This window comes from Citrobacter sp. CRE-46 (genome assembly GCF_059615875.1).
Window position 1 is genome coordinate 1,113,416 of sequence record NZ_CM184341.1, and the last position, 19,527, is coordinate 1,132,942.

15 protein-coding genes are annotated in these 19,527 nt (G+C 50.8%); 10 read left to right on the forward strand and 5 right to left on the reverse strand.

Features of this window, described 5'->3' with window-relative positions; translation table 11 throughout:
* Positions 1-22: 22 nt before the first annotated feature.
* The gene (locus AC534G_RS05295) at positions 23-289 is read left to right on the forward strand and encodes a hypothetical protein (protein ID WP_042311152.1); all 267 of its coding nucleotides are present in this window, start codon (positions 23-25) and stop codon (positions 287-289) included.
* 73 nt (positions 290-362) lie between these two features.
* Here the strand turns inward: AC534G_RS05295 and AC534G_RS05300 are convergent, their stop codons facing one another.
* Genes AC534G_RS05300 through AC534G_RS05320 form a run of 5 tightly spaced genes read right to left on the reverse strand, consistent with a single transcriptional unit; the run spans position 363 to position 6,987 of the window.
* A complete protein-coding gene (locus AC534G_RS05300; protein WP_496594513.1) occupies positions 363-2,297 on the reverse strand; it encodes an EAL domain-containing protein in 1,935 nt (644 codons plus the stop codon).
* Positions 2,298-2,306: 9 nt separating this feature from the next.
* Positions 2,307-2,996: a cysteine protease LapG gene (gene lapG, locus AC534G_RS05305; protein WP_369708756.1), complete on the reverse strand. Its 690-nt coding sequence runs from the start codon at positions 2,994-2,996 to the stop codon at positions 2,307-2,309.
* 5 nt (positions 2,997-3,001) lie between these two features.
* Complete coding sequence (locus AC534G_RS05310; RefSeq protein WP_085048844.1) at positions 3,002-3,895, reverse strand: transporter substrate-binding domain-containing protein; 894 nt, start codon at positions 3,893-3,895, stop codon at positions 3,002-3,004.
* Entirely contained in the window at positions 3,879-4,802 is a 924-nt protein-coding gene (locus AC534G_RS05315) for an amino acid ABC transporter substrate-binding protein (protein WP_110497014.1), read from the reverse strand. The genes AC534G_RS05310 and AC534G_RS05315 overlap by 17 nt, the downstream gene beginning before the upstream one ends.
* On the reverse strand, positions 4,795-6,987 hold the full coding sequence (locus AC534G_RS05320; protein WP_110497016.1) for a putative bifunctional diguanylate cyclase/phosphodiesterase: 2,193 nt from the start codon (positions 6,985-6,987) through the stop codon (positions 4,795-4,797). The genes AC534G_RS05315 and AC534G_RS05320 overlap by 8 nt, the downstream gene beginning before the upstream one ends.
* Before the next feature lie 672 nt (positions 6,988-7,659).
* Here AC534G_RS05320 and AC534G_RS05325 point away from each other — a divergent pair.
* From AC534G_RS05325 to AC534G_RS05365, 9 genes are read left to right on the forward strand one after another with little or no spacing between them, the layout of a single operon-like run.
* Positions 7,660-9,789 carry a sensor domain-containing phosphodiesterase gene (locus AC534G_RS05325; RefSeq protein ID WP_233593709.1) on the forward strand — a complete coding sequence of 710 codons (2,130 nt, stop codon included), beginning with the start codon at positions 7,660-7,662 and terminating at the stop codon, positions 9,787-9,789.
* Between the two features lie 60 nt (positions 9,790-9,849).
* Entirely contained in the window at positions 9,850-11,940 is a 2,091-nt protein-coding gene (locus AC534G_RS05330; RefSeq protein ID WP_110497020.1) for a methyl-accepting chemotaxis protein, read from the forward strand.
* Positions 11,937-13,004 carry a chemotaxis protein CheB gene (locus AC534G_RS05335; RefSeq protein WP_110497022.1) on the forward strand — a complete coding sequence of 356 codons (1,068 nt, stop codon included), beginning with the start codon at positions 11,937-11,939 and terminating at the stop codon, positions 13,002-13,004. The genes AC534G_RS05330 and AC534G_RS05335 overlap by 4 nt, the downstream gene beginning before the upstream one ends.
* Complete coding sequence (locus AC534G_RS05340) at positions 13,001-14,416, forward strand: CheR family methyltransferase (protein ID WP_110497024.1); 1,416 nt, start codon at positions 13,001-13,003, stop codon at positions 14,414-14,416. Before AC534G_RS05335 ends, AC534G_RS05340 begins: the two co-directional genes overlap by 4 nt.
* A gap of 8 nt (positions 14,417-14,424) precedes the next feature.
* Positions 14,425-16,557 carry a hybrid sensor histidine kinase/response regulator gene (locus AC534G_RS05345; protein WP_110497026.1) on the forward strand — a complete coding sequence of 711 codons (2,133 nt, stop codon included), beginning with the start codon at positions 14,425-14,427 and terminating at the stop codon, positions 16,555-16,557.
* Between the two features lie 22 nt (positions 16,558-16,579).
* The gene (locus AC534G_RS05350; RefSeq protein ID WP_110497028.1) at positions 16,580-16,942 is read left to right on the forward strand and encodes a response regulator; all 363 of its coding nucleotides are present in this window, start codon (positions 16,580-16,582) and stop codon (positions 16,940-16,942) included.
* A gap of 13 nt (positions 16,943-16,955) precedes the next feature.
* A complete protein-coding gene (locus AC534G_RS05355) occupies positions 16,956-18,632 on the forward strand; it encodes a diguanylate cyclase (RefSeq protein WP_110498793.1) in 1,677 nt (558 codons plus the stop codon).
* Between the two features lie 11 nt (positions 18,633-18,643).
* The gene (locus AC534G_RS05360) at positions 18,644-19,168 is read left to right on the forward strand and encodes a chemotaxis protein CheW (protein WP_110497030.1); all 525 of its coding nucleotides are present in this window, start codon (positions 18,644-18,646) and stop codon (positions 19,166-19,168) included.
* Positions 19,152-19,511 carry a hypothetical protein gene (locus AC534G_RS05365; RefSeq protein ID WP_085048854.1) on the forward strand — a complete coding sequence of 120 codons (360 nt, stop codon included), beginning with the start codon at positions 19,152-19,154 and terminating at the stop codon, positions 19,509-19,511. The genes AC534G_RS05360 and AC534G_RS05365 overlap by 17 nt, the downstream gene beginning before the upstream one ends.
* Positions 19,512-19,527: the final 16 nt, after the last annotated feature.

A 19,527-nucleotide genomic window follows, 5' to 3' on the forward strand; every position in this document is an offset into this window, starting at 1 on the left:
ATACGAAATGAAAGACACTGATATGAATTCTGGACCACACGCGCAGGCAGCAGGCGCTGGCAAAAACGCTGAAAATGACACCCAACAGACGTTAGAGATGCTGCAAAAAAGCGACCTGGAGATGGTCCGCGTGCTCGACGATCTGATTTACCTGCTGATCCGTAAAGGCGTGATTGCCATTACCGATCTTCCGCCGATGGCGCAGGTTAAATTAATGAATCGCGCGAACGCGCGTCAGGAGCTTGGCGGGTTAGAACAACTGCTTGGGAGTGATGACCGTATTTTTTAGTTGATGCAGGCAGCCGGCTTGTAGGCCGGATAAGCGAAGCGCCATCCGGCGATATACAGGCTGCCTGCTGTTATCACAACGGCGCGGGTTCACCTAATAATTGACCCATTGCGCCATCAATCCCTAATTCCTGCAGTACCTTAAGCTCACCTTCCGTTTCAACACGTTCGGCAATCAGCGGCAAATCAATACTGCGCGTGGCGCTGCACAACACTTCAATGAACAAACGTTTATCGTTTTCTTCATCAATATTGCGGATATAGCTGCTGTCGATTTTCAGATAAGCAAGCCCCCACTGCGACAGATGACCGATCATGTTGAAGCGACTGCCGAAGTGTTGCAGACCGAGCGCGCAGCGATGCTGTCCTACAGCTTTGACAAATGCCGCCATCTGATGTGGTCCCGGGAGCTGATTTTCATCCAGCTCCAGAATCAACTGATGGGCTAATTTCGGTGAATAGCGCAGCGGATTGAGCAGGTCAGCAATGGCGTTCGCACTGGCGACAGAACTGCCTGAAATACTCAGCGCTAATTTCCCCGGTGCAGTTTTTAGTTGGTTCAACGTCAGTTTCAGCATCACTTTATCGAGGCGATGACTCCAGCCAAAGCGGTGGATCCACGGCAGGAAACGACCGGCGGTAATGGTGTTGCCCTGTTCGTCAATAATGCGCGACAGCACTTTGTAATGCAGGATTTTGTCGGGCGTGCGGCAATCCACAACGGGTTGATAAACCAACTGGAATTGCTGATTTTCCAGCGCATGCTCAAGGCGAACAAACCACAAATGCTGATCTTCGGTAGCCGCTGGCACCTCGGTGGTGGGAACCACCTGATGGTCGGTATGTGTTTCTGCTTCCACCAGCAGGCGATCGGCCTGGATCAGCAATGACTGGGCGTTATCTCCGGCGCTGAATGGCACCATGCTGGTATAGGCGACCGGCTGTTGGTCTGACATACCGGTGGCATAAAAGGCCGTCAGCTTCTGACACAGCGAATTGCCCATGTCCAGCATTTCACCGTGCGTAACGCCGGGGCAGAGCAGGGCGAACTCGCCGCCGCGAATGCGGGCGAGGGTGCTGTCGAGAGAGGCATATTTTTCTTTATGCGCGTTCAGCAGGTTGGCGATATTGAGCAACAGCTTATCGGTATGCGGGCCGCCAAAACGCTGATTCAGACCGCCTAAGTCCTGAACGCGAACCAGCATCAGATACCCTGGCGCCGTATCGGCATCACTTAGCCGCGCCTGAAACTGCATATCGAATGCGCGGCGGTTGGCAATTCCGGTCTGGCTGTCGAGATAAGCTTCATTGTGCAGACGTTCGCTATAGACAGCTTGCTCTTCAAATAATGACTTGAGCTTCGCTGCCATCAAATTCATGGCGTTAACGACACGGCGTAATTCCGGCGTTTTTGGCAGTTCCTGTAGCGTCAGAAATTCGCGGCGGGCAATGGCTTCTGACTGTTTTGCCAGATAATTGAGCGGGCGCAGCAGTTTGCGCAGCAGCAGAATGCCAGCGATTAAACAGACGAGACTACAGGAGAGCATCCACAGCAGATTGCCCAGGGTATTGTCCCACAGACGCTGTACGGCAAAGATCGGATCGCTGGTCACTTCCACACGAGCGGCCAGCTGCCAGCCGCGCATGATTGTCGCCTCGCCCGTTTGCGGAGTCACATCCACCAGATCAACAAACCAACCGGGAACATTGGGAATCGACGCCGCCGCGCGACGCTCAAGCATCGTTTTGCCGTTTTGCAGATCGACAATACGGATTTTTTTGTAGTAACCGCTATCGAAAATGGAGCTAACCATTAGCTCGATCATCGCCGGATCGTTGACGTTGGGGGTCAGCGAAACGCCCAGCGCGGTTGCTGCATCCTGGGCATGTGAAAGGAGTTGGTTATTGGACTGATCGCGAGAGCTTTCTAACGTCACGATAAAATTGCCGCTAAACACAACCATCATAAAGAGAGAGATTGTCAGGAGTAACTGTTTAAAAAGAGACACAGGTGATTCCTATTTATCCATCGGGAAGCCCTCTTCCCGCATTTTGATGAAAACTTGCTGCCAGCGAGAAAGTCTCTTGCTGTCGCCAACGCGCTTATTGTTCTGATTGCCCGGAAGCCAAAGGCCAGTGTTGTTAAAGGAGTAAACGGGTAATAAATCCATACGCTGGGTGGCCGGTGAAATGGTATTGGTCAGGCTGTCGAGTACCAGAGGAATCGCTTCAGGTGTGAGGTACCAGGTCAGCACCATATGCGCCCGGTTATAACGCAGGGCCTTAACATAGGTAATACGCAGTTTGTCTTCGGAGATGCCCAACTGGCGGAGAGTGAAATATTTAGCGATCGCGTAGTCTTCACAATCCGCCTCACCTTTGCGCAGTGATTCAATGGGGGTTGCCCAGTAATCGACGTCATGCCAGGCGTCAATATCTTCGGTATAACGGAGCTTATCGTTAAAAAATTGGTTTACGGCGTGTAATTGTGTTTGTTCGTCTGCATTACGCAACTGGAGCAACAACTGCTGCCAGGCGTTGATCCGCCGTTGCGCTTGCGGGCTTGCGGGGCCGTAAAGCGCATCGGATTTCTGCTGGATGCTGGCAAAATCCCAGGCGGCGCGCAGCGAATGGACGGTCAATAGCAACAGCAGCACCCCGGGGATTTTCCACAGGCGCAGCAAGCGGTGGTGTAAAGAGCGGCTGATAGTGTTCAATTACTATGCTGACAGCTGCCTGGCGATGGGATTTTCATCTTTTCGCAGGACCAGGGAGACAGCCACTTTTTGCGTAACTGCGCGTTGATCGGTGAGGCGAAGAAATCTTTCAGCGTGCTGTTAACAAACGTCACGAACTGCGGATCGTTTTTCCTCATCATAATGGCATAGTGCATATCATTGCCGATGCTCTGTGCCGACACGCTGAACAGTTCCGGTTGCTCGCTATCCTTAATCAACGGCCAGGCCAGAACATCATCAAGGAATAAGGCGGCGGCTTCATTATGCGCCATCTTGTCAAACGCACCGTTTATCGTGGTGGTAGTAATTGTCGAAATATTAAGATGCTGCTCTCTGTTGGCTTTATTAAACTCCAGCAAATCTTTTGAGCTTCCAGGCAGGCTCACCGTGCGGCCTTTAAGATCGACAATCGAGTGGATATTATTTTTACGTAACGCAATGATGCGCATTTTTGCGATGTAATAGTTGAGAGAAAATGAGACGCTGGATATCCGCTCCGGCGCATTGGTATTTACGCTACAGTCCATATCAATTTTGCGCGTGTTTAATGCGGTAAAGCGTTCCCCAAAGCTCACGGGAATATAATGAATAGTTAAGCTATTGAGCTTAAGATACTGGCGCAACTTATCGGCAATTATGTTACATACCGCAATGGTATAACCCGTGACCTTGCCATTGTGGTCGGTAAATGAAAATGGCGGCAACTGGCGATAGCCCACGTTTAGCACGCTGCTGTTCTGAATATGGTCGAGCGTCGCGGCGTTTTGCTGAGCCATCAGCGCAGGGGAGATGACGATACCTGCCAGTAGGATCAGCCATTGCACCGTACGTTTCACCCTTGCCATTTCACGATTAATTATATTTTTCATAATCAAAACTGATCTTCTTTTTAGCAGCCGTTAGTGCTTTCAGGTTATCTGACATGGGAATGTTTAAATTGATGGATTTTGGCGGAATCGGTGACTGAAACCATTTATTGTACAGCGCAGTAAAGTCGTTGCTGGTCATCAGAGAAGACAACGTGCCATCAACAAACTCTTTAAATTCTTTATCATGTAACGGGAGCAACAGGCCCGCTGGTAGCGGGGCGCTGAGTGCAATATCTGACAGCGCATACTCTTCAGGGTTTGGGGTTTGAGCAATCATCCCTTTGAGTAATACCGTGCTGGAGATCAGTGCTGAATACTCACCGTTCTTCAGTTCGTTGAAGGCCGTAATATTATTGGTGTCGAGTTGAATATTAATATCCAGATCATTCGCGGCATTCACTTTTTGCAGTTGCTCAACGTAAATCGTACCGCTTTTTACCAGTACGCTATGTCCAGAAAGCTTAGCCAGGTTGTCGCTGCTTTCGGTTTTACGCATCACAAAGCGGGTGCTCGAAAAATAAAACGGCAGGGAGAACTCGCTCATGCTGTGGCGGCTTTGTGAATAAAAGGCAGGTATGCACATGATGTCTGCCATGTGGTTTTTAATCAGCACAAACTGCGATGCTGAATTGGCTTTTACCCACTCTATTTTCAGGTTTTTTAGCTGGAGTTTGGTCTTGAGCGCGCTGACGATACTGTTGCAGATATCAATGGAGTAGCCCGCAGGGGTATTTCCATTTTGCCAGGAGAAGGGAAACGCATCATCCTGATAGCCAAGGGTAATGGTTTTCTTGCTGGCGATCTGTTCCAGCGTATGCAGTTGCTTATCTGCCATGCATGGCGTAGTCACTGCCAGCAGTACAACCATCATGAGCAGGCGTTTTGCCAGGCGAAAGATGTCAGGCATTGCTCAGACCTTCTTCAATAACCTCTTCGGCAAACGCGGAAAGCACCTCATGTTCGCGAAGCGGATAGCTAAAGAAATAGCCCTGAACATTCTGGCACTTTATGTCGCGCAGGATGTCACGCTGCTGCGCGGTCTCCACCCCTTCAGCAGTGACCGACATATTGTACTTATGGGCAAACTGAATCAGCATCACAATCAAATACTGGCTGGCATTATCCTGCTGCAGCTTATCGACCAACGTGTGGGCGATCTTGATGCGGGTGAAAGGATAAATCAGCAGGTAATCCAGCGCCGCATACCCGGTTCCCAGATCGTCCATGGCGATTTCGATGCCCATAGCGCGGATCTCTTGCAGTACGGGTAAGGCGATTGATCTATCCAGTTTCTCGGATTCGGTGATTTCTATTTCAAGGCGCTCTGCCGCGAGTTGGCTGATGCGTAAGGCGTCTTTGATCACATCCACCAGCCCCGGACTGTGCAACTGGTAGGCCGATATATTGACGGCAATTCTGGTGCGCTCCGGCCATTTAGCCGCCGCTTCACAGGATTGACGAATAATCCATTCGCCTAAACGTACAATCAGGCCGGAACTTTCGGCTATGCTGATAAAATAATCTGGGTAAATCAGTCCCTTGCTGGGATGATTCCAGCGGATCAGCGATTCATACCCATACACGCTTTCATCTGCCAGGTTTATGATTGGCTGGTAGTGAAGTTCGAACTCCTTGTTATCAATACCATCAATAATTTCCTGATTAATAAACAGGCTGTGAGTCTGCTTCATCACCATGCCGTCTTCAAAGAAATGGAAGCAGCCGCGGCCATGATGCTTAGAGGCATACATAGCAAGATCGGCATTGATCATCAGTGTCGAGGTATTGTTGCCCTGATATGGCGCGGTGGTGATACCGATGCTACAGCTGATGGAAAAAGTATGCGTGCTCCAGGTGAATGGGGTACTCAGCGCACGAATAATGCGTTTTGCCAGACGATTCGCCTCTCTGATGGCGTTGTCGCTGACATGTTGCAGGATGGCGAACTCATCACCGCCCAGACGCGCCGCGATGTCGTCAGGGCCGAGCAGCAATTGCAGGCGTTGGGCCACGCTAATTAACAGTTCATCCCCGGCTTTATGGCCGAAGGTATCGTTGACCGGTTTGAAATTGTCGAGGTCAATCAATAGCAGGTTGAACGGTTTTTCATCCAGATGAATTTCACTGACGCGTTTATCTAGCGCCTGGCCAAACGAAACGCGATTGGGTAAGCCGGTCAGCGAATCATGATGGGCCATATGCTCCATCTTTTGCGACATTTCATGCATGCGTTGCAGATAACCGCGCTCTTTCATGGCGACGCGCAATTTCTCAATCGCTCCTGCGAGATGCCCAATTTCATCGTCCTGATCAAGATAAGGGGTAATGCAGTCGGTCTCTTCATGGGCAATACGGGTGAGGGAGTTGATCAGCAGCGGAACCGGTCGGAATAAGCGGCGCATAAACAGCGTAACCAGCGCCAGCGTCACCAGCAAAATCAGGACAAAAATGATACTGCTCTTTTTCAGCATCGCATCGTAGGTGGCGTACAACTCACTTTTTTTACCGATGCTGCTTATCAGGCTTCCGAGGATCGCGCCGGAAGGCGTCAAAATCGGGACGGCGCTGATAAAACACTCTTCGCCATTAATCTGGGCGAAGCCAACATAGTAATTGACCAGCACATCGCGCGGCAGACGACCAGAGAAGGAGATAATTCCTTCGCCATTTTCAGACTTGTTGTTAATCCCAACATACCCTTTTTCCGGTGTGTAAAGAAACAACCAGGTGGGGCTGTGCGTCTGCACTGATGCCAACGCCAGGACGTCTACCGGGTTATAACCAGTTTGCAGAATGGAGTCGGTGTCGCCAAGTTGTCTGTCGGAGACGATGCGGGAGATCTGCCCGGCATCGCTGGTTTCAACCGAAACGGTGGTGTACACGCTGCGGATAATGTAGGTCATAATCTGTGCATTCGCTTCAGCGCGCTGCACCCACTGTTGATAAGAAAAGCTGTCTATCAGGCTCCAGTTGGTAAAGGCGCCAGCGCTAAAAGCAATAACGATACCTACCAGCAAGAATTGCGTTATTTTGCCAGTGATGGAATGTTGCCACCCTTTTATTGCTTTAAGGGAAAACAGAGACTTTGCCACGGATTATGTTAATTCCTGAATTGATTATGCGATGCTAAATTTATTTCTGTTATTTCTTAATGGGATATTATTGTTGCAAATAAGTAGATGAAAGATGTGAAACGTAATGACGTAACAAATAACTAACATTGAACCAGGATGAGTAATGACAACAATAACGGTATGCGAATATAGATAACGCTGTGCTTATCGTCAACAGGCAAAAGTGTTCATAAAAATACATTTTTCATTATGCCTCATCCAGGATATTAATGTTGACATTAAAACGACAAGGCGTGTTTTTTGTTTGTACTGGTTGGAGGTGTGGTGAAGTTGTCAGTAAGGTGTGGTTTTTATATTTAGCATCAATGAATTAGCTATGCTATTAAGTGAGTGTGCTGTAGTTTCATCCCGCCGGGATGTCCATTTTTGTCTATTAATGAGTATTTATTTCCTGATCTGATATGAATAAGATGCTCGCTTCAATATAGAGCCTAACTTTATTTTCTCAGTGCGCGGTCAATGTTGACAATTTTGCTATGGTTCAGCGACTGACCCAAAAGGATTTGTTTGTGACATTCGAGTCTGGATTAAAGTCCTATTGGTATAGTGCATAGCGGATAAATTGATTTGGACGCGATAATAAATACTCACACAGCAAAAAGCATTCAAAAATGGTGCCTGCCACTTGCTTTGCCTGGCCTGTTATATCCACTGGCACAATATCTTAACGGTTATTGTCTTCTCAATAATAATATTTTAACAGTTTACGATCTCAAGCTCGCCGTATTTTCCGCCGCATTGGTTCTGTTTGGTTTTCGGGTATTGCCGGGATTTATTCTGTTTCTCGCCTTGATGTTCGTAGTGGGGCCACAAAGCGAGCGGGTGGATGCGCTGTGCCTGGTTATGGCCTCAACCTTTAGCTATGTCGTTTATCGCAACGTTACGGGCAGACGCAGCTGCGCCAGTTTTGGCCGTATAAAAATCAGCCTGAGCCGCCTGATTTGGCTATGCGGCTTTAACATCCTGCTCTATCTGTTATTCAGCAGGATTTTTGCCGCGTTCGTCACCCATGGTCATCGCCCGGATGTGGACAATATTCCGGTTATGAGCTTGGAGATGCTGGTACGTATTCAGGGGATCATCAACGGTTGCCTGACGGGTATCCCCTTTTTCTACAAAATTTATCGCATCATTCGTCGACCGTCTTACCTGTTGACCTTTATCAGAGCGATTGTCTTTCAGTGTAAAGGGAATATCACCGCCTTTGGCGTCAGCATCTGGTGTATTTTGCTGATTTCACTGATGTTCTGTTTGACGTCACCGAACAGTCCGAACATCTTTTTTTCTTTCTATAGCCTGATCCTGTTATTTCCATTGATGCTGTGGGGGGCGATTAAGATTGGTCACTCGTTCACCATGCTGGTGTGGACGGTCGTACTGATTATTTTAGGCAAACATAACGACAGTTATATTGCCAGCGACATCAATTTCATGCTGCATCAGGCGCTGGTTTCCACCCTTATTTTTGTCTTTTCACTCACTATTGTGATCATAGGAGCGCTGGCAAAATTTACCCGTCAGCGGTTTAACCAGGTCCTGCTGTTGGGTCTGACTGACCCGATGACGGGCATGGCGAACCTGCGTGCTCTGAAGACGGAGTTGTTTACCACTGAGAGGGCGACGGTATGCCTGATACAGATCCCCGAGCTGGAGCTCTTTTCGCGCCGCTACGGTTTTCATTTTCGCGCACGCTACCAGAAGATCCTTGCTGAGCATCTCAGGGGTCATTTGATCAAAAGCGAGAAGGTCTATTATCACGCGGGTTATGATCTGCTTATCCGCCTGGAAAATGGGACCTGCGAGCGGTTATGCGACCTGTACCAGGCTGCCAATAGTTTTCGCCTCTTCTACAACAATCACCGGCTGGGTTTTCGCAGTGGTTTGGGCTACTGCCTGATTAACGATCATAGCGATGATATCTACCAGCTGGTGGGTAAGCTCGGCATGGTAGCCGGCTTATCCCTGACCAACGGCAGGCCGGAAAACCTCGAAGCACAGCATAGCCGGGTCCTTGGCAACCACATCGTTGATAAAACTGAAATCCGTACTGCATTGCAAAATGCGCTGGATAATAATGCCTTCGTTCTGATGGCCCAGCCGATAGTCAGTACCCATGGCGAAGCGCCGTATCATGAAATATTGATCCGTATGCTCAACGAACGGGGGGAATTTATTCCACCAAACAGCTTTCTGCCGATTGCCCATGATGCGGGGCTGGCGCCGGATATCGATCTCTGGGTTATCGAAAACACCCTAAAGTTCATGCGCACCCATCCGCAGCGCTGTTTTGCCATTAATCTGGCACCAGTCACGGTGTGTCGTTCAAATATGGTGTCCAGAATCACTCAGCTTCTGCACGATTACGCTGTGGAGCCGCAGCGGATTATTTTTGAGATAACCGAAGCGGATACATTATCAGATAAAGAACAAACCGTGGAAACCCTGAGCTTAATACGTCAGTTGGGATGTCGCGTGGCGATTGATGACTTTGGTACCGGATTTGCCAGTCATGCGCGCTTGATGAATATCGAAGCAGACATTCTGAAAATAGACGGTTCTTTTATTCGACGGATCACCGAAAGCGAGATCAGCTACTACATCGTCGAATCATTCTGCCGTGTCGCTGAAATGAAAAATATGCAGGTCGTCGCCGAATTTGTCGAAAACGCCAATATTCAGGCATGTCTGGAAAAAATGAATGTTGGGTGGTTACAGGGATATCACATTGGCAAACCTACGCCATTGCTCACGTTGAAATAGCAGGGCGCTAACGCCTGATGGCCAAAAAAGTAATTTCTTCTCAGGTAGAGAATAAAAATCATGAGTGACATTAGTAAAGTGAAGAATCGAACGGCGGACGCTGCCGGTATGGGACCGCGCGCCCGGCTGCTCTCATGGCTGCACAATATCCATCCCGGTGTGGCGATGAAGCTCGGTATGATTCTGGTTTTTTGTATTGCAACGCTGCTGATCGGTGCCTCTTTTATATTATCTTCTTACCTTTCCCGTGAATTGCAGGCTAATGCCCTGGAGATGATTAAAACCAACACGCGTATTTTCCACAATAGTATTTCTAATGAATTCCAGCGCGTCACCCGCGATGCAGAGCATTACAGTAATGTTTATATTAATAATTACCAAAACGTTGCCGATAAACCGCTGCGTTATATGGATGCAACCGAATTAAAAGCGGTGCTGAGTAAACCCACCACCAACGCACATTTCACCGAGTTAACCAGCGTATTTGCCAGCACATTTATTCTGCAAGGCGAGCAGTTTGTGCGCGTTAGCAGCACGTTATTGGCAAGCTCTGGCAATACGGCCACCGCAACGGCATTGGGGCACGATAACCCGGCATTGCCACTGCTTTTGAAAAATAAGCCCTTTTCGGGCGTGGTCACGCTGTTCGGAAAGCAGTTTATTAGCCACTATGAGCCGATAGCCGATAAATATGGTCAGGTCGTTGGCGCGGTTGCGGTGGGATTCGATGTTAAACAAAGTCTGCAACCGATTATTCAGCGTTTGTTGAATGTGCATATTGGTAAAGAGGGTTACGCCTACGTGCTGGATGCCGGATTCGAACCGGGTCGTATGTTGGTCCATCCATCGTTGAGCAATCAACAGGCGATTAATATCACCGATGCCAATGGCTATAAGCTGTTTGCCGATATCCTCGAACATAAAAATGGCATCACTTACTACAACTGGGTAAGTCGCTACGGTACGCCGCCGAGGACTAAGGTTGCCGTCTATGAATATATCGACGGGATCGACTGGATCATTGCCACCACCAGCTACGTTGATGATGTATCCAGAAGCAGTAACCTGGTACGCAATGGCCTGTTGTTGTTCACGGCTTTCCTGTTACCGGTCATTTTACTGCTGATTGCCGTTGCCAGTCGTTTTCTGATTTCACGCCGTTTAAACCGCGTACTCGGGATTGCGCAGACCATCGCAAAAGGAGATTTAACGGTTGACGTGGAGATCGATCATCACGATGAAATTGGCGAACTGCTGAGTGCGGTAGAGATGATGCGTCAGCGTCTGCACTCGCTGGTCGGCGATATGGTTTCTCACGCGGATTCGGTACATCAGGCGTCACTGCATATCACCGAGGCGGTAGATGGTCAGGCGTCAACCAGCGTGGAAACGTCATCTTCGGTGGCCGAAATTACTTCCACGATGGAAGAGCTGTCGGCCTCTTCTACGCAAATTGCTGAGCACTCGCGGGCGGTGGTGGATATTGCCAACCAGACGCTTGAGGATTGCAATAAAGGTTCAGAGTCGATGTCACAATTGCTGATGCGGATGACGGATATTGATACCGATAATCAGCAAAACATGCGTGAAATTATGATGCTCGGCAATAAGTCGACGGAAATCAGTCGCGTGATGGTGATCATCAATAGCGTTGCCGATCAAACGAAACTTATCGCCTTTAACGCAGCGCTGGAGGCCGCCAGCGCTGGAGAAGCCGGTAAGCGTTTCTCGGTGGTGGCGGCTGAAATTCGTCGTCTGGCCGATTCAGTAACGGAATCGACGGTTGAGATCGAGAATAAGATCAGCGAGATCCAAAATGCGATCAATCGTCTGGTGCTGAACGCGGAGAAAGGCGGCGAGAGCATTAAAGCGGGAGCCAGGGCCTGTAAAGTCAGTGCTGAACATCTGAACGACATCGTCGTTACCGCCGAGCAAACCTCTACGGCGGCGCTACAAATTTCACTATCGACCCAGCAGCAGAAAACGGCGAGCAATCAGGTGGTCATGGCGCTGCGTGAGATCGTCGTGGCCAGTAACTATACCTCGCAATCGATCAAAGACATTTTGGTTGTCAGTCAGGATATGACGCAACTGTCGAAAGCGCTGAAAGAGGCATCGACGTCATTCACCTTGACGGAAACGGATGTATGAACAGCGGCAATATACGGGTGCTGATCCTTGACCTGGACAGCGCATCGCGTAATGAACTGGTCAGGCAACTGGAAGATCATCCGCACATTAAAGTGGTGGGGCAAGCCGCCCATCGCAGACAAGCGATGAGATTATTACAACAACTGATGCCCGATCTGCTGATTCTGACGCTGGATACCTCAAGCCCCGATAACGTCGAGGTTGTGGAAACGATCATGGCGACCAGCGCTATTCCCATCCTTGTGATGCGGTTTTTCCCAGAAAAACAATGGGATGATGATTATATTTCCCGTGGTGCTTTGGCGGTGCTGCACCATAGCAGCGATTTCCCGCTCTCGACCGATGCGCTGCATCGCAAAGTGGAATTGTTAGTCGGTGTGAAAGTGATCCGTCATATCAAGGGATTACGCCATCCAACCGAACCAGTAATGCCCGCCGCACGCCCGACGACGGACACAGTAAAGACACCGCAGGACTGGCCTTTTGTGCTGGCGATTGCCTGTTCGACGGGGGGGCCGCAGGCACTGAGCAAGCTATTACAGGATCTCCCTGGTACGTTTCCATGCCCGGTGCTCATTGCCCAACATATTGCCGATGGCTTCGCAAAAAATATGGTGCACTGGCTGGACAGCGTGACCGAACTGAAGGTGCGGCTGGCGCAGGAAGACGATCGGGTTGAAGCGGGATACGTCTATATTTTACCGCCGGAGCAGCATCTGATCGTCAAGAGCAATCAACGCCTGGCGGCAATCCCCAGACAGGAAAGCGATGTCTATCATCCCAGTTGCAATCTGTTGCTGGAGTCGGTGGCTGAGGTATTTCGCGAAAAGGCCGTCGGGCTGATTATGACGGGTATGGGGAGCGATGGCTGTCGCGGCATTGAGCTTATTTTCCGCCGGGGAGGGCGAACGTTGGCGCAGGATGAAGAGAGCTCGGTGGTGTTCGGTATGAATAAGAACGCGATCGACAGGCAACTGATACACCGCACGATCCCGCTGGACGGTCTCGCGAAGGTGCTGCTATCGATGGCCTTTCACGGGCATTTTGAGAGTAAATTGCCATGATCCCCAATCTTCCTGATTACGCCCGCCTGATCAAAGAACGGGTGGGTTTGCACTTTGATAACGCAATGGAAGCGTTGCTGAAATCGGCGCTGAAACGGCGTATGAGCGAACGAAACATCAATAATTACTATGAATATTATGAACAACTGCGTATTTCGCAGGACGAGTTTGATCGCTTTATTACGCTGATAACCATTAACGAAACCTATTTTTTCCGCGAAAACGAGACGCTGGATCTGATCTGCGATAAGTGGGTCCCGCGTCTGCTGCAACAGCGCAGCGGCCCGGTACGTATTCTCAGCGCCGGATGTTCTTCCGGAGAAGAAGCCTATTCGCTGGCGATTAAACTGCATGAGAAATACCCGGGCGAAATGGCCCAGCGGATTGAAATTTACGGTTGCGATATTGACCCGGTCATCCTGGCAAAAGCCAGAAACGCCAGCTATTCAAGCTACTCGTTTCGCGGCGTCGACCCAGACATTCAGCAGCGCTACTTTACCCGCTCAGGAAATCTCTACCGACTGCATGATGCGATCCGCGAGAAAGTCTCGTTTCACCGCACCAACATCATAAAAGAGCAGCTGTTGCCGGAAGTGGACATCATTTTGCTGCGCAACGTCTCTATCTATTTCGACACGCCAACGCGTCGTGAACTGCACGGTAATTTGTCGAAAATGCTACAGCCTCAGGGGGCCTTATTTTTTGGCAACGCGGAAACGTTAGCCAACAATTTCGACATCCTGAAGCTGGAGCAGGAACAGGGAATTTTTTATTTTTGCCATCATCGTGAAACGCCAACAATCGCACCAGTACCCAGGGTCGCGGTACGCGCTCCACGGCCGAGAACGGTAGTGGAGGATGAACCTTCCATGCCCATGGTTCAGAAAAATGATGACTGGCTAAAAAAGGCGCGTGCCTGTCTCGATGATAAATGTTTTTCTGAGGCCGAAAAGTGTATCGCCTGCGTATTGCGCGACGATCCCCGTAATCCGGATGCGCTGCTGATTCAGGGCGTCATTGCCCTCGAACAGCGTCAGTTTTCTCAGACTGCCGGAAACGCGCAGAAGATCCTCGCCCAGGATGAGTGGTCGGCAGAGGCCAAAATGCTGCTCGGCCTGGCGATGATGTGGCAGCGCCAGACGCAGCAGGCTATCGCCTGGTTTAAACAGGTGGTTTATCAGGAGCCGGGTTACTGGCCGGCGCACTATTATCTGGCCGAAATGTACCGTCAAAGCGAGTTACGCCAGCCTGCGCAGCGTACGTATCGCGTGGTGATGCAATTACTGAACGACGAAATGAACAACCCTTCTGCGGTTTGTCGTCTGCGTTTGCCGATGGTGTTTCCTGGCAATACGTTTCGTTTTCTTTGTGAACATCAACTGGCGCAATTTGCCCACCGAAGTGGCAAATAAGAGCGATTATGGCTATCGATCTGAAAAAATTCGTTCTGCGCTTTATTGATGAAGGGAGAGGTCATTTGCAGACGATCAGCGAAGGGGCGTTCCTCCTTTCCGCTGATGAACATACTGAAGCCTGGATAGGTGAGATGTTTCGCGCCGCGCATACCCTGAAAGGGGGCGCGCGGATGCTGAAATTGCAAAGTATCGCTGATGTCACTCATCATCTTGAAGATGTATTAAGTGAGCTGCGTGATAACAAACTGACGCCGGACAGGGCGCTGGGTAATCTGATTCATGAGTCCGTGGAGTATCTTTCGGGCCAGTTGACCCAGCTTTTTGTCAGCGAGGGCGATAATCAGTTGCCACCGGCGGATGCCGGGCTGTGCGAACGCCTGGCCTCCGCCAGTCGGGGAGAAACCGTTACTGTGGCGCTGGAGTCGCCAGCGGCTACGGACAAACCTGGTGTTTCGGCTTCTGCCGCAGCCCCCTCCCTGGACTCCGGTATCAAGCAGGCCGATTTCGTACGAGTAAAGCTGAACAAGCTGGATGGCCTGATCGACATCCTCGGGGAAGTGCTCGCCGGACATGATCGCCTTGAACAGCAGATCCAAAACCTGAGTCAGTTGGTCCCCCGATTGCCGGGCCTAAGCGCCGAGCAGCTTCGCCAGCAGATCCATGATTTTAGCGCTCAACTAAAAGAAAGCGTTCAGATCCAGCATTTGCAGATGTTTGAACTGTACGATGTGGCGGCGCGGATCCGCATGCTTCCGCTATCGACGCTGTTTGAGCCGATCTCACTCCAGGTCAGTGAACTGGCGTCCACGCTGAACAAACAGGTGGTGTGCCGCTTCGTCGGCGGTGAAGTGGAAATTGACCGCCAGCTCATTGACCGGCTATCGGAATCCCTGACGCATTTGCTGCGTAATGCGGTCGATCACGGTATTGGCGAGATCGACGAACGCCTGGCACTGGGTAAATCGACCCGCGGCACCATTACCATCACCACACAGCAGGACGGCAGCGGAATATTACTGCGCATCGAAGATGACGGTCGCGGTCTGAATTATGAGGCCATCAGCGCGAAGGCGGTCAGTAAAGGCCTGGTTCCCGCATCAATGGCCGGACAACTCTCCGAGCAGGAGTGTAATGAGCTGATTTTTCATCCTGGCTTTTCCACTAGCAAGATAGTCTCTGAGCTTTCAGGGCGCGGTGTGGGTCTCGATGTGGTGCGCAAAACGGTGGTGACCGACCTGCAAGGTGATTTGCAGGTATACAGTCGCCCGGGCGTCGGAACCAGCTTTAGCCTGCGCCTGCCTGTCTCGCTCACGATGATGCGAATTATGCAATTTGAAGAGCAGGGACACCTGTTCGGACTGGCGGCACAGTATGTGGTCGAAGTGGTGGAATGTACCCCGGAGGGGATTAGCGATATCGCCGGGCGACCGGCCATTATTTTGCATAACGAGTTTATTCCCGTGGTATGCGCAGGCGCTCTGCTGGGCATTCACGATCGCCAGGGCAATCTCTCATCGGCGGGACAACGTTTAATCGTCGTGCAGAACCAGTACAGCAAAATGGCGCTGCGGGTAGATAAGCTGCTCGATGAACGCAAGATGATGATCAAACCCTTACCAAAGCATATGCAGCAGCAGTCGCTGGTCTCCGGGATGGTACAGACGCCGGATAACCAACTGGTCAGCATCCTGCAAGTGCCTGCGCTGATGGCGATGGCGCAACAGTCACGGCAAACCAACGCCCCGGCGCCCGCGACGAGCGTGGCGCAAGATGCCTGGCACGTGCTGGTGGTTGATGATTCCCTCAATACCCGCGAGATAGAAAAAAATGTGCTGGAGGCGCATGGCTATCAGGTCACGTTGGCTGAAGATGGGCTGTCAGGGCTGCAAAAAGCGAAACTGACCCAATTCGATGCCGTACTGACGGATGTCGAAATGCCGTTTATGGATGGTTTTACCTTCACTAAATCGTTGCGCGCAGAGAAAAATTACCAGCACACGCCAATCATCATCGTGACGTCCCGCGCGAAGGAAGAAGACCGACGACGGGGCATTCAGGTAGGGGCGGACGCCTACATCGCCAAAGGCGATTTCGAGCAGGACAGTTTAATAAAAACATTAAAAATGCTTTTGTGCTGATGGCGCAAAATCGAGAGAGAAGATGCGAATTTTATTAGTTGATGATGATCTTTTTGCGGCTGAACTGGCCTCTATTTTTTTGCAGATGGATGGCTACGACGTGGTGATTGTGGAAAGCGCTATTTCTGCCCTGGCGTGCCTGGACTCGGATAAAAACATCGACCTGGTGATTAGCGATCTGCATATGCCTGAGATCAGTGGTCTGGATTTGTTGGCGCTGTTACGCACTCAGGCCTGGTCTAAGCCCTTTATATTACTCAGTGCAAACGAAGTGACGGCCAGCGATCTCCGGTACGACCGGTGGGTAAAAAAAGATGAAAACCTGGCGGAAAATCTGGGGGCGGCAGTAAATGCGCTCCTGCTACCGTCCGCCGTTACTGAATAAGCCTGGGCGTTTGATGAAACCAGAAAATAAGCACATAGCGATGGCGGCGGCGCAGGAAAAAATAGCGCGTCTGCGTCAGGGATTTTTGCGTCGCATCCCCGATATGCTGGCACAGGCAGAAAGGCTGCTCGTTCAATTAGTCGCTGAACCCAGCGAAACCTGTCGTAAACAACTGCACATTCTGCTGCACAGTATTCACGGTTCAGCGGGGTCTTTTGGTTTTAGCCCGCTGGCGAATGCCTCAGCAGAAGGTGAGCGTTTACTAACAGAACCGGAAACAGAGCAAAGCATACTTCATTATGATGAGCTGCGGAGAATTATTCGCTGGCTGTATACCCTCACCCAGGAGCAACTCAATCTTGAGCATCGTATTAGCGACACGGAGTTCACCTTTCCTGTCTCCTCGCAGCGTCCGGAAGAGGGATATGTCCGGCGGGCCAGTAAGCCTATCTACTTGTGTGATGATGACGTCGACCAGGTTGAGTTGCTTGCTACCCAGTTGCGTTGTTTCGGCTTTACCTGTCATGTATTTGCCAATACTGAGGATTTTACGCAAGCCGTACTGGCACAACCGCCAGCCGTGGTGATTATGGATGTCAGCTTTCCGGACAACGCCTACGGTGGACCGTTGGCGATGGTGGATCTGAAGCAGAAAGTGGGCAAACCTTTCCCGGTACTATTTCTCTCCTGCCACAGCGATTTTAACGCCCGCATCAACGCCATTAAATCCGGCTGTGATGGCTACTACGTGAAACCGGCTTCTATCACTGATTTGGTACAGGAACTACACCGCCTGACGCAGCCTTCGCTGAAAAAACCGTATCAGGTGCTGTTGATCGATGACGAGCCCGCGGTGGCGGAATACAACGCTGAAAGGCTGCGCATGGCGGGCATGGAGGTACATGTGCTGGAGAAACCTCACTATTTACTGCATGTGCTGAACGCGCAACCGATTGATCTGGTACTGATGGACTACCATATGCCGGAATTTAGCGGTGAGGAGTTAACGAAACTTATTCGTCAAATACCACAGCATATTGGTCTGCCGATCGCCTATCTCTCCAGCGAGACCAACAAGCATGCGCAGCTTGGGGCAATGAGCATCGGCGCGGAGGATTTTATTCTCAAACAAGCCGATCCTGAGGAGCTCATCCGTGCCGTGTCTATCCGTGCCGAAAGAATGCGCACTCTGCGCGCGCGTATGTCGCAGGACAGTCTGAGTGGGTTATATAACCACTCGACGACTACCCATTTTCTGAAAAGCGCGATTGCCGAGTCGAATTACAGTAGTAATCCGTTCTGCATGGTGATGGTGGATCTGGATCATTTCAAAAGCATTAACGACACCTACGGCCATGCGGTTGGCGACCAGGTGATTGTTGGGATTTCGCAGCTGTTTTCCCATCGCTTACGCAGCACCGATATTGTTGGGCGTTACGGGGGCGAAGAGTTTGTCATCATTATGCCCAATACCAGTAGCGAAAAGGCGGCTCGGGTGGTCGAACGATTGCGCAAGGACTATGAACAGGTCACCTTCGCCGTCAATGACGCCAGTTTTCACAGTACCTTCAGCGCGGGTATTGCGCAGTGGCAGTTTGGCGATCGTGTTGAAACGCTGCGCGAACGCGCCGATCAGGCGCTGTATGCCGCGAAGCAAAATGGCCGTAACACCTTCTGCATTGCTGAGTAAAAGGAGAAAACATGAGCCAACAGCTGGAGCAAATTCTCGCCCTAAATCACGGTGAAAAGCCGGAGTGTGAAAACGTAGATGAACCGCAGCGCACGCTGGTGCTATTTCAACTGGTGGGTAAGAATTTTGCGTTCTACGGGGCGCAGATAAAAGAGATCCTCGCGGAGCGTCCTATATCCTGGGTTCCCTGCTGTGCACCGATGCTGGAAGGCGTCATCAACTACCGTGGTCGCGTGGAGTCGGTGATGAGGCTGGACAGCCTGATCGACAAACCTGACGTTAACCCGGCAGGTAAACGTACCATCCTGATTGGTTACGCCGAAAAAATGCAAAGCGGGATCCTGATAGATAAGCTGATTGATGTGCTGGAAGTCGCCGAAAGCCAGATCCACTTGCCGGGAGACTCGCTGCCTCCGGCGCTGCAGACTATCGCTGTGGGTGTGGTTAACGTGGCGGAAACCTGGTTCACGCTGCTCGATCTGAATCTGGTTTTTGCGCGTTATCAGGAGACCAGTGGTTATGCCGACTCTCATTAATCTGGCTGCGGTGCGTATTACCCTCGGGACGCTCAATTTTTATATTCCGGCAAACCAGGTTGGGCGCTGTTCGCTGGTGACAGGGGTTGCGCCGGATATCCCGCGTTTTAGCCAGTGGCTGGGCATTGCCGATGAGCCGCAACAGGGCAGGCATTTGCATTTGTTTGTCCCGGATAGCGGGGTTGAGACCGGCTGGTACCTGTGGGGGCAACTGGAGAATGTCATCTTACCTGGAGATACCATTTTTGCCGTACCGCCGCTTCTGGCACGTAATTGCCATCTACCAGCGCTGCGTGCGCTGGTGGGCAGCGAAGCGTTCAGCCCGTTGTTAAGCTGGCGCTGAAATAGTGAACGCTCCC

What these genes read in the sequence shown, in the direction of transcription:
- AC534G_RS05295 (WP_042311152.1), top strand. Translation starts at nt 23, where the DNA reads ATGAATTCTGGACCACACGCGCAGGCAGCAGGCGCTGGCAAAAACGCT.
- AC534G_RS05310 (WP_085048844.1), bottom strand. Translation starts at nt 3,895, where the DNA reads ATGAAAAATATAATTAATCGTGAAATGGCAAGGGTGAAACGTACGGTG.
- AC534G_RS05315 (WP_110497014.1), bottom strand. Translation starts at nt 4,802, where the DNA reads ATGCCTGACATCTTTCGCCTGGCAAAACGCCTGCTCATGATGGTTGTA.
- AC534G_RS05330 (WP_110497020.1), top strand. Translation starts at nt 9,850, where the DNA reads ATGAGTGACATTAGTAAAGTGAAGAATCGAACGGCGGACGCTGCCGGT.
- AC534G_RS05335 (WP_110497022.1), top strand. Translation starts at nt 11,937, where the DNA reads ATGAACAGCGGCAATATACGGGTGCTGATCCTTGACCTGGACAGCGCA.
- AC534G_RS05340 (WP_110497024.1), top strand. Translation starts at nt 13,001, where the DNA reads ATGATCCCCAATCTTCCTGATTACGCCCGCCTGATCAAAGAACGGGTG.
- AC534G_RS05345 (WP_110497026.1), top strand. Translation starts at nt 14,425, where the DNA reads ATGGCTATCGATCTGAAAAAATTCGTTCTGCGCTTTATTGATGAAGGG.
- AC534G_RS05350 (WP_110497028.1), top strand. Translation starts at nt 16,580, where the DNA reads ATGCGAATTTTATTAGTTGATGATGATCTTTTTGCGGCTGAACTGGCC.
- AC534G_RS05355 (WP_110498793.1), top strand. Translation starts at nt 16,956, where the DNA reads ATGAAACCAGAAAATAAGCACATAGCGATGGCGGCGGCGCAGGAAAAA.
- AC534G_RS05360 (WP_110497030.1), top strand. Translation starts at nt 18,644, where the DNA reads ATGAGCCAACAGCTGGAGCAAATTCTCGCCCTAAATCACGGTGAAAAG.
- AC534G_RS05365 (WP_085048854.1), top strand. Translation starts at nt 19,152, where the DNA reads ATGCCGACTCTCATTAATCTGGCTGCGGTGCGTATTACCCTCGGGACG.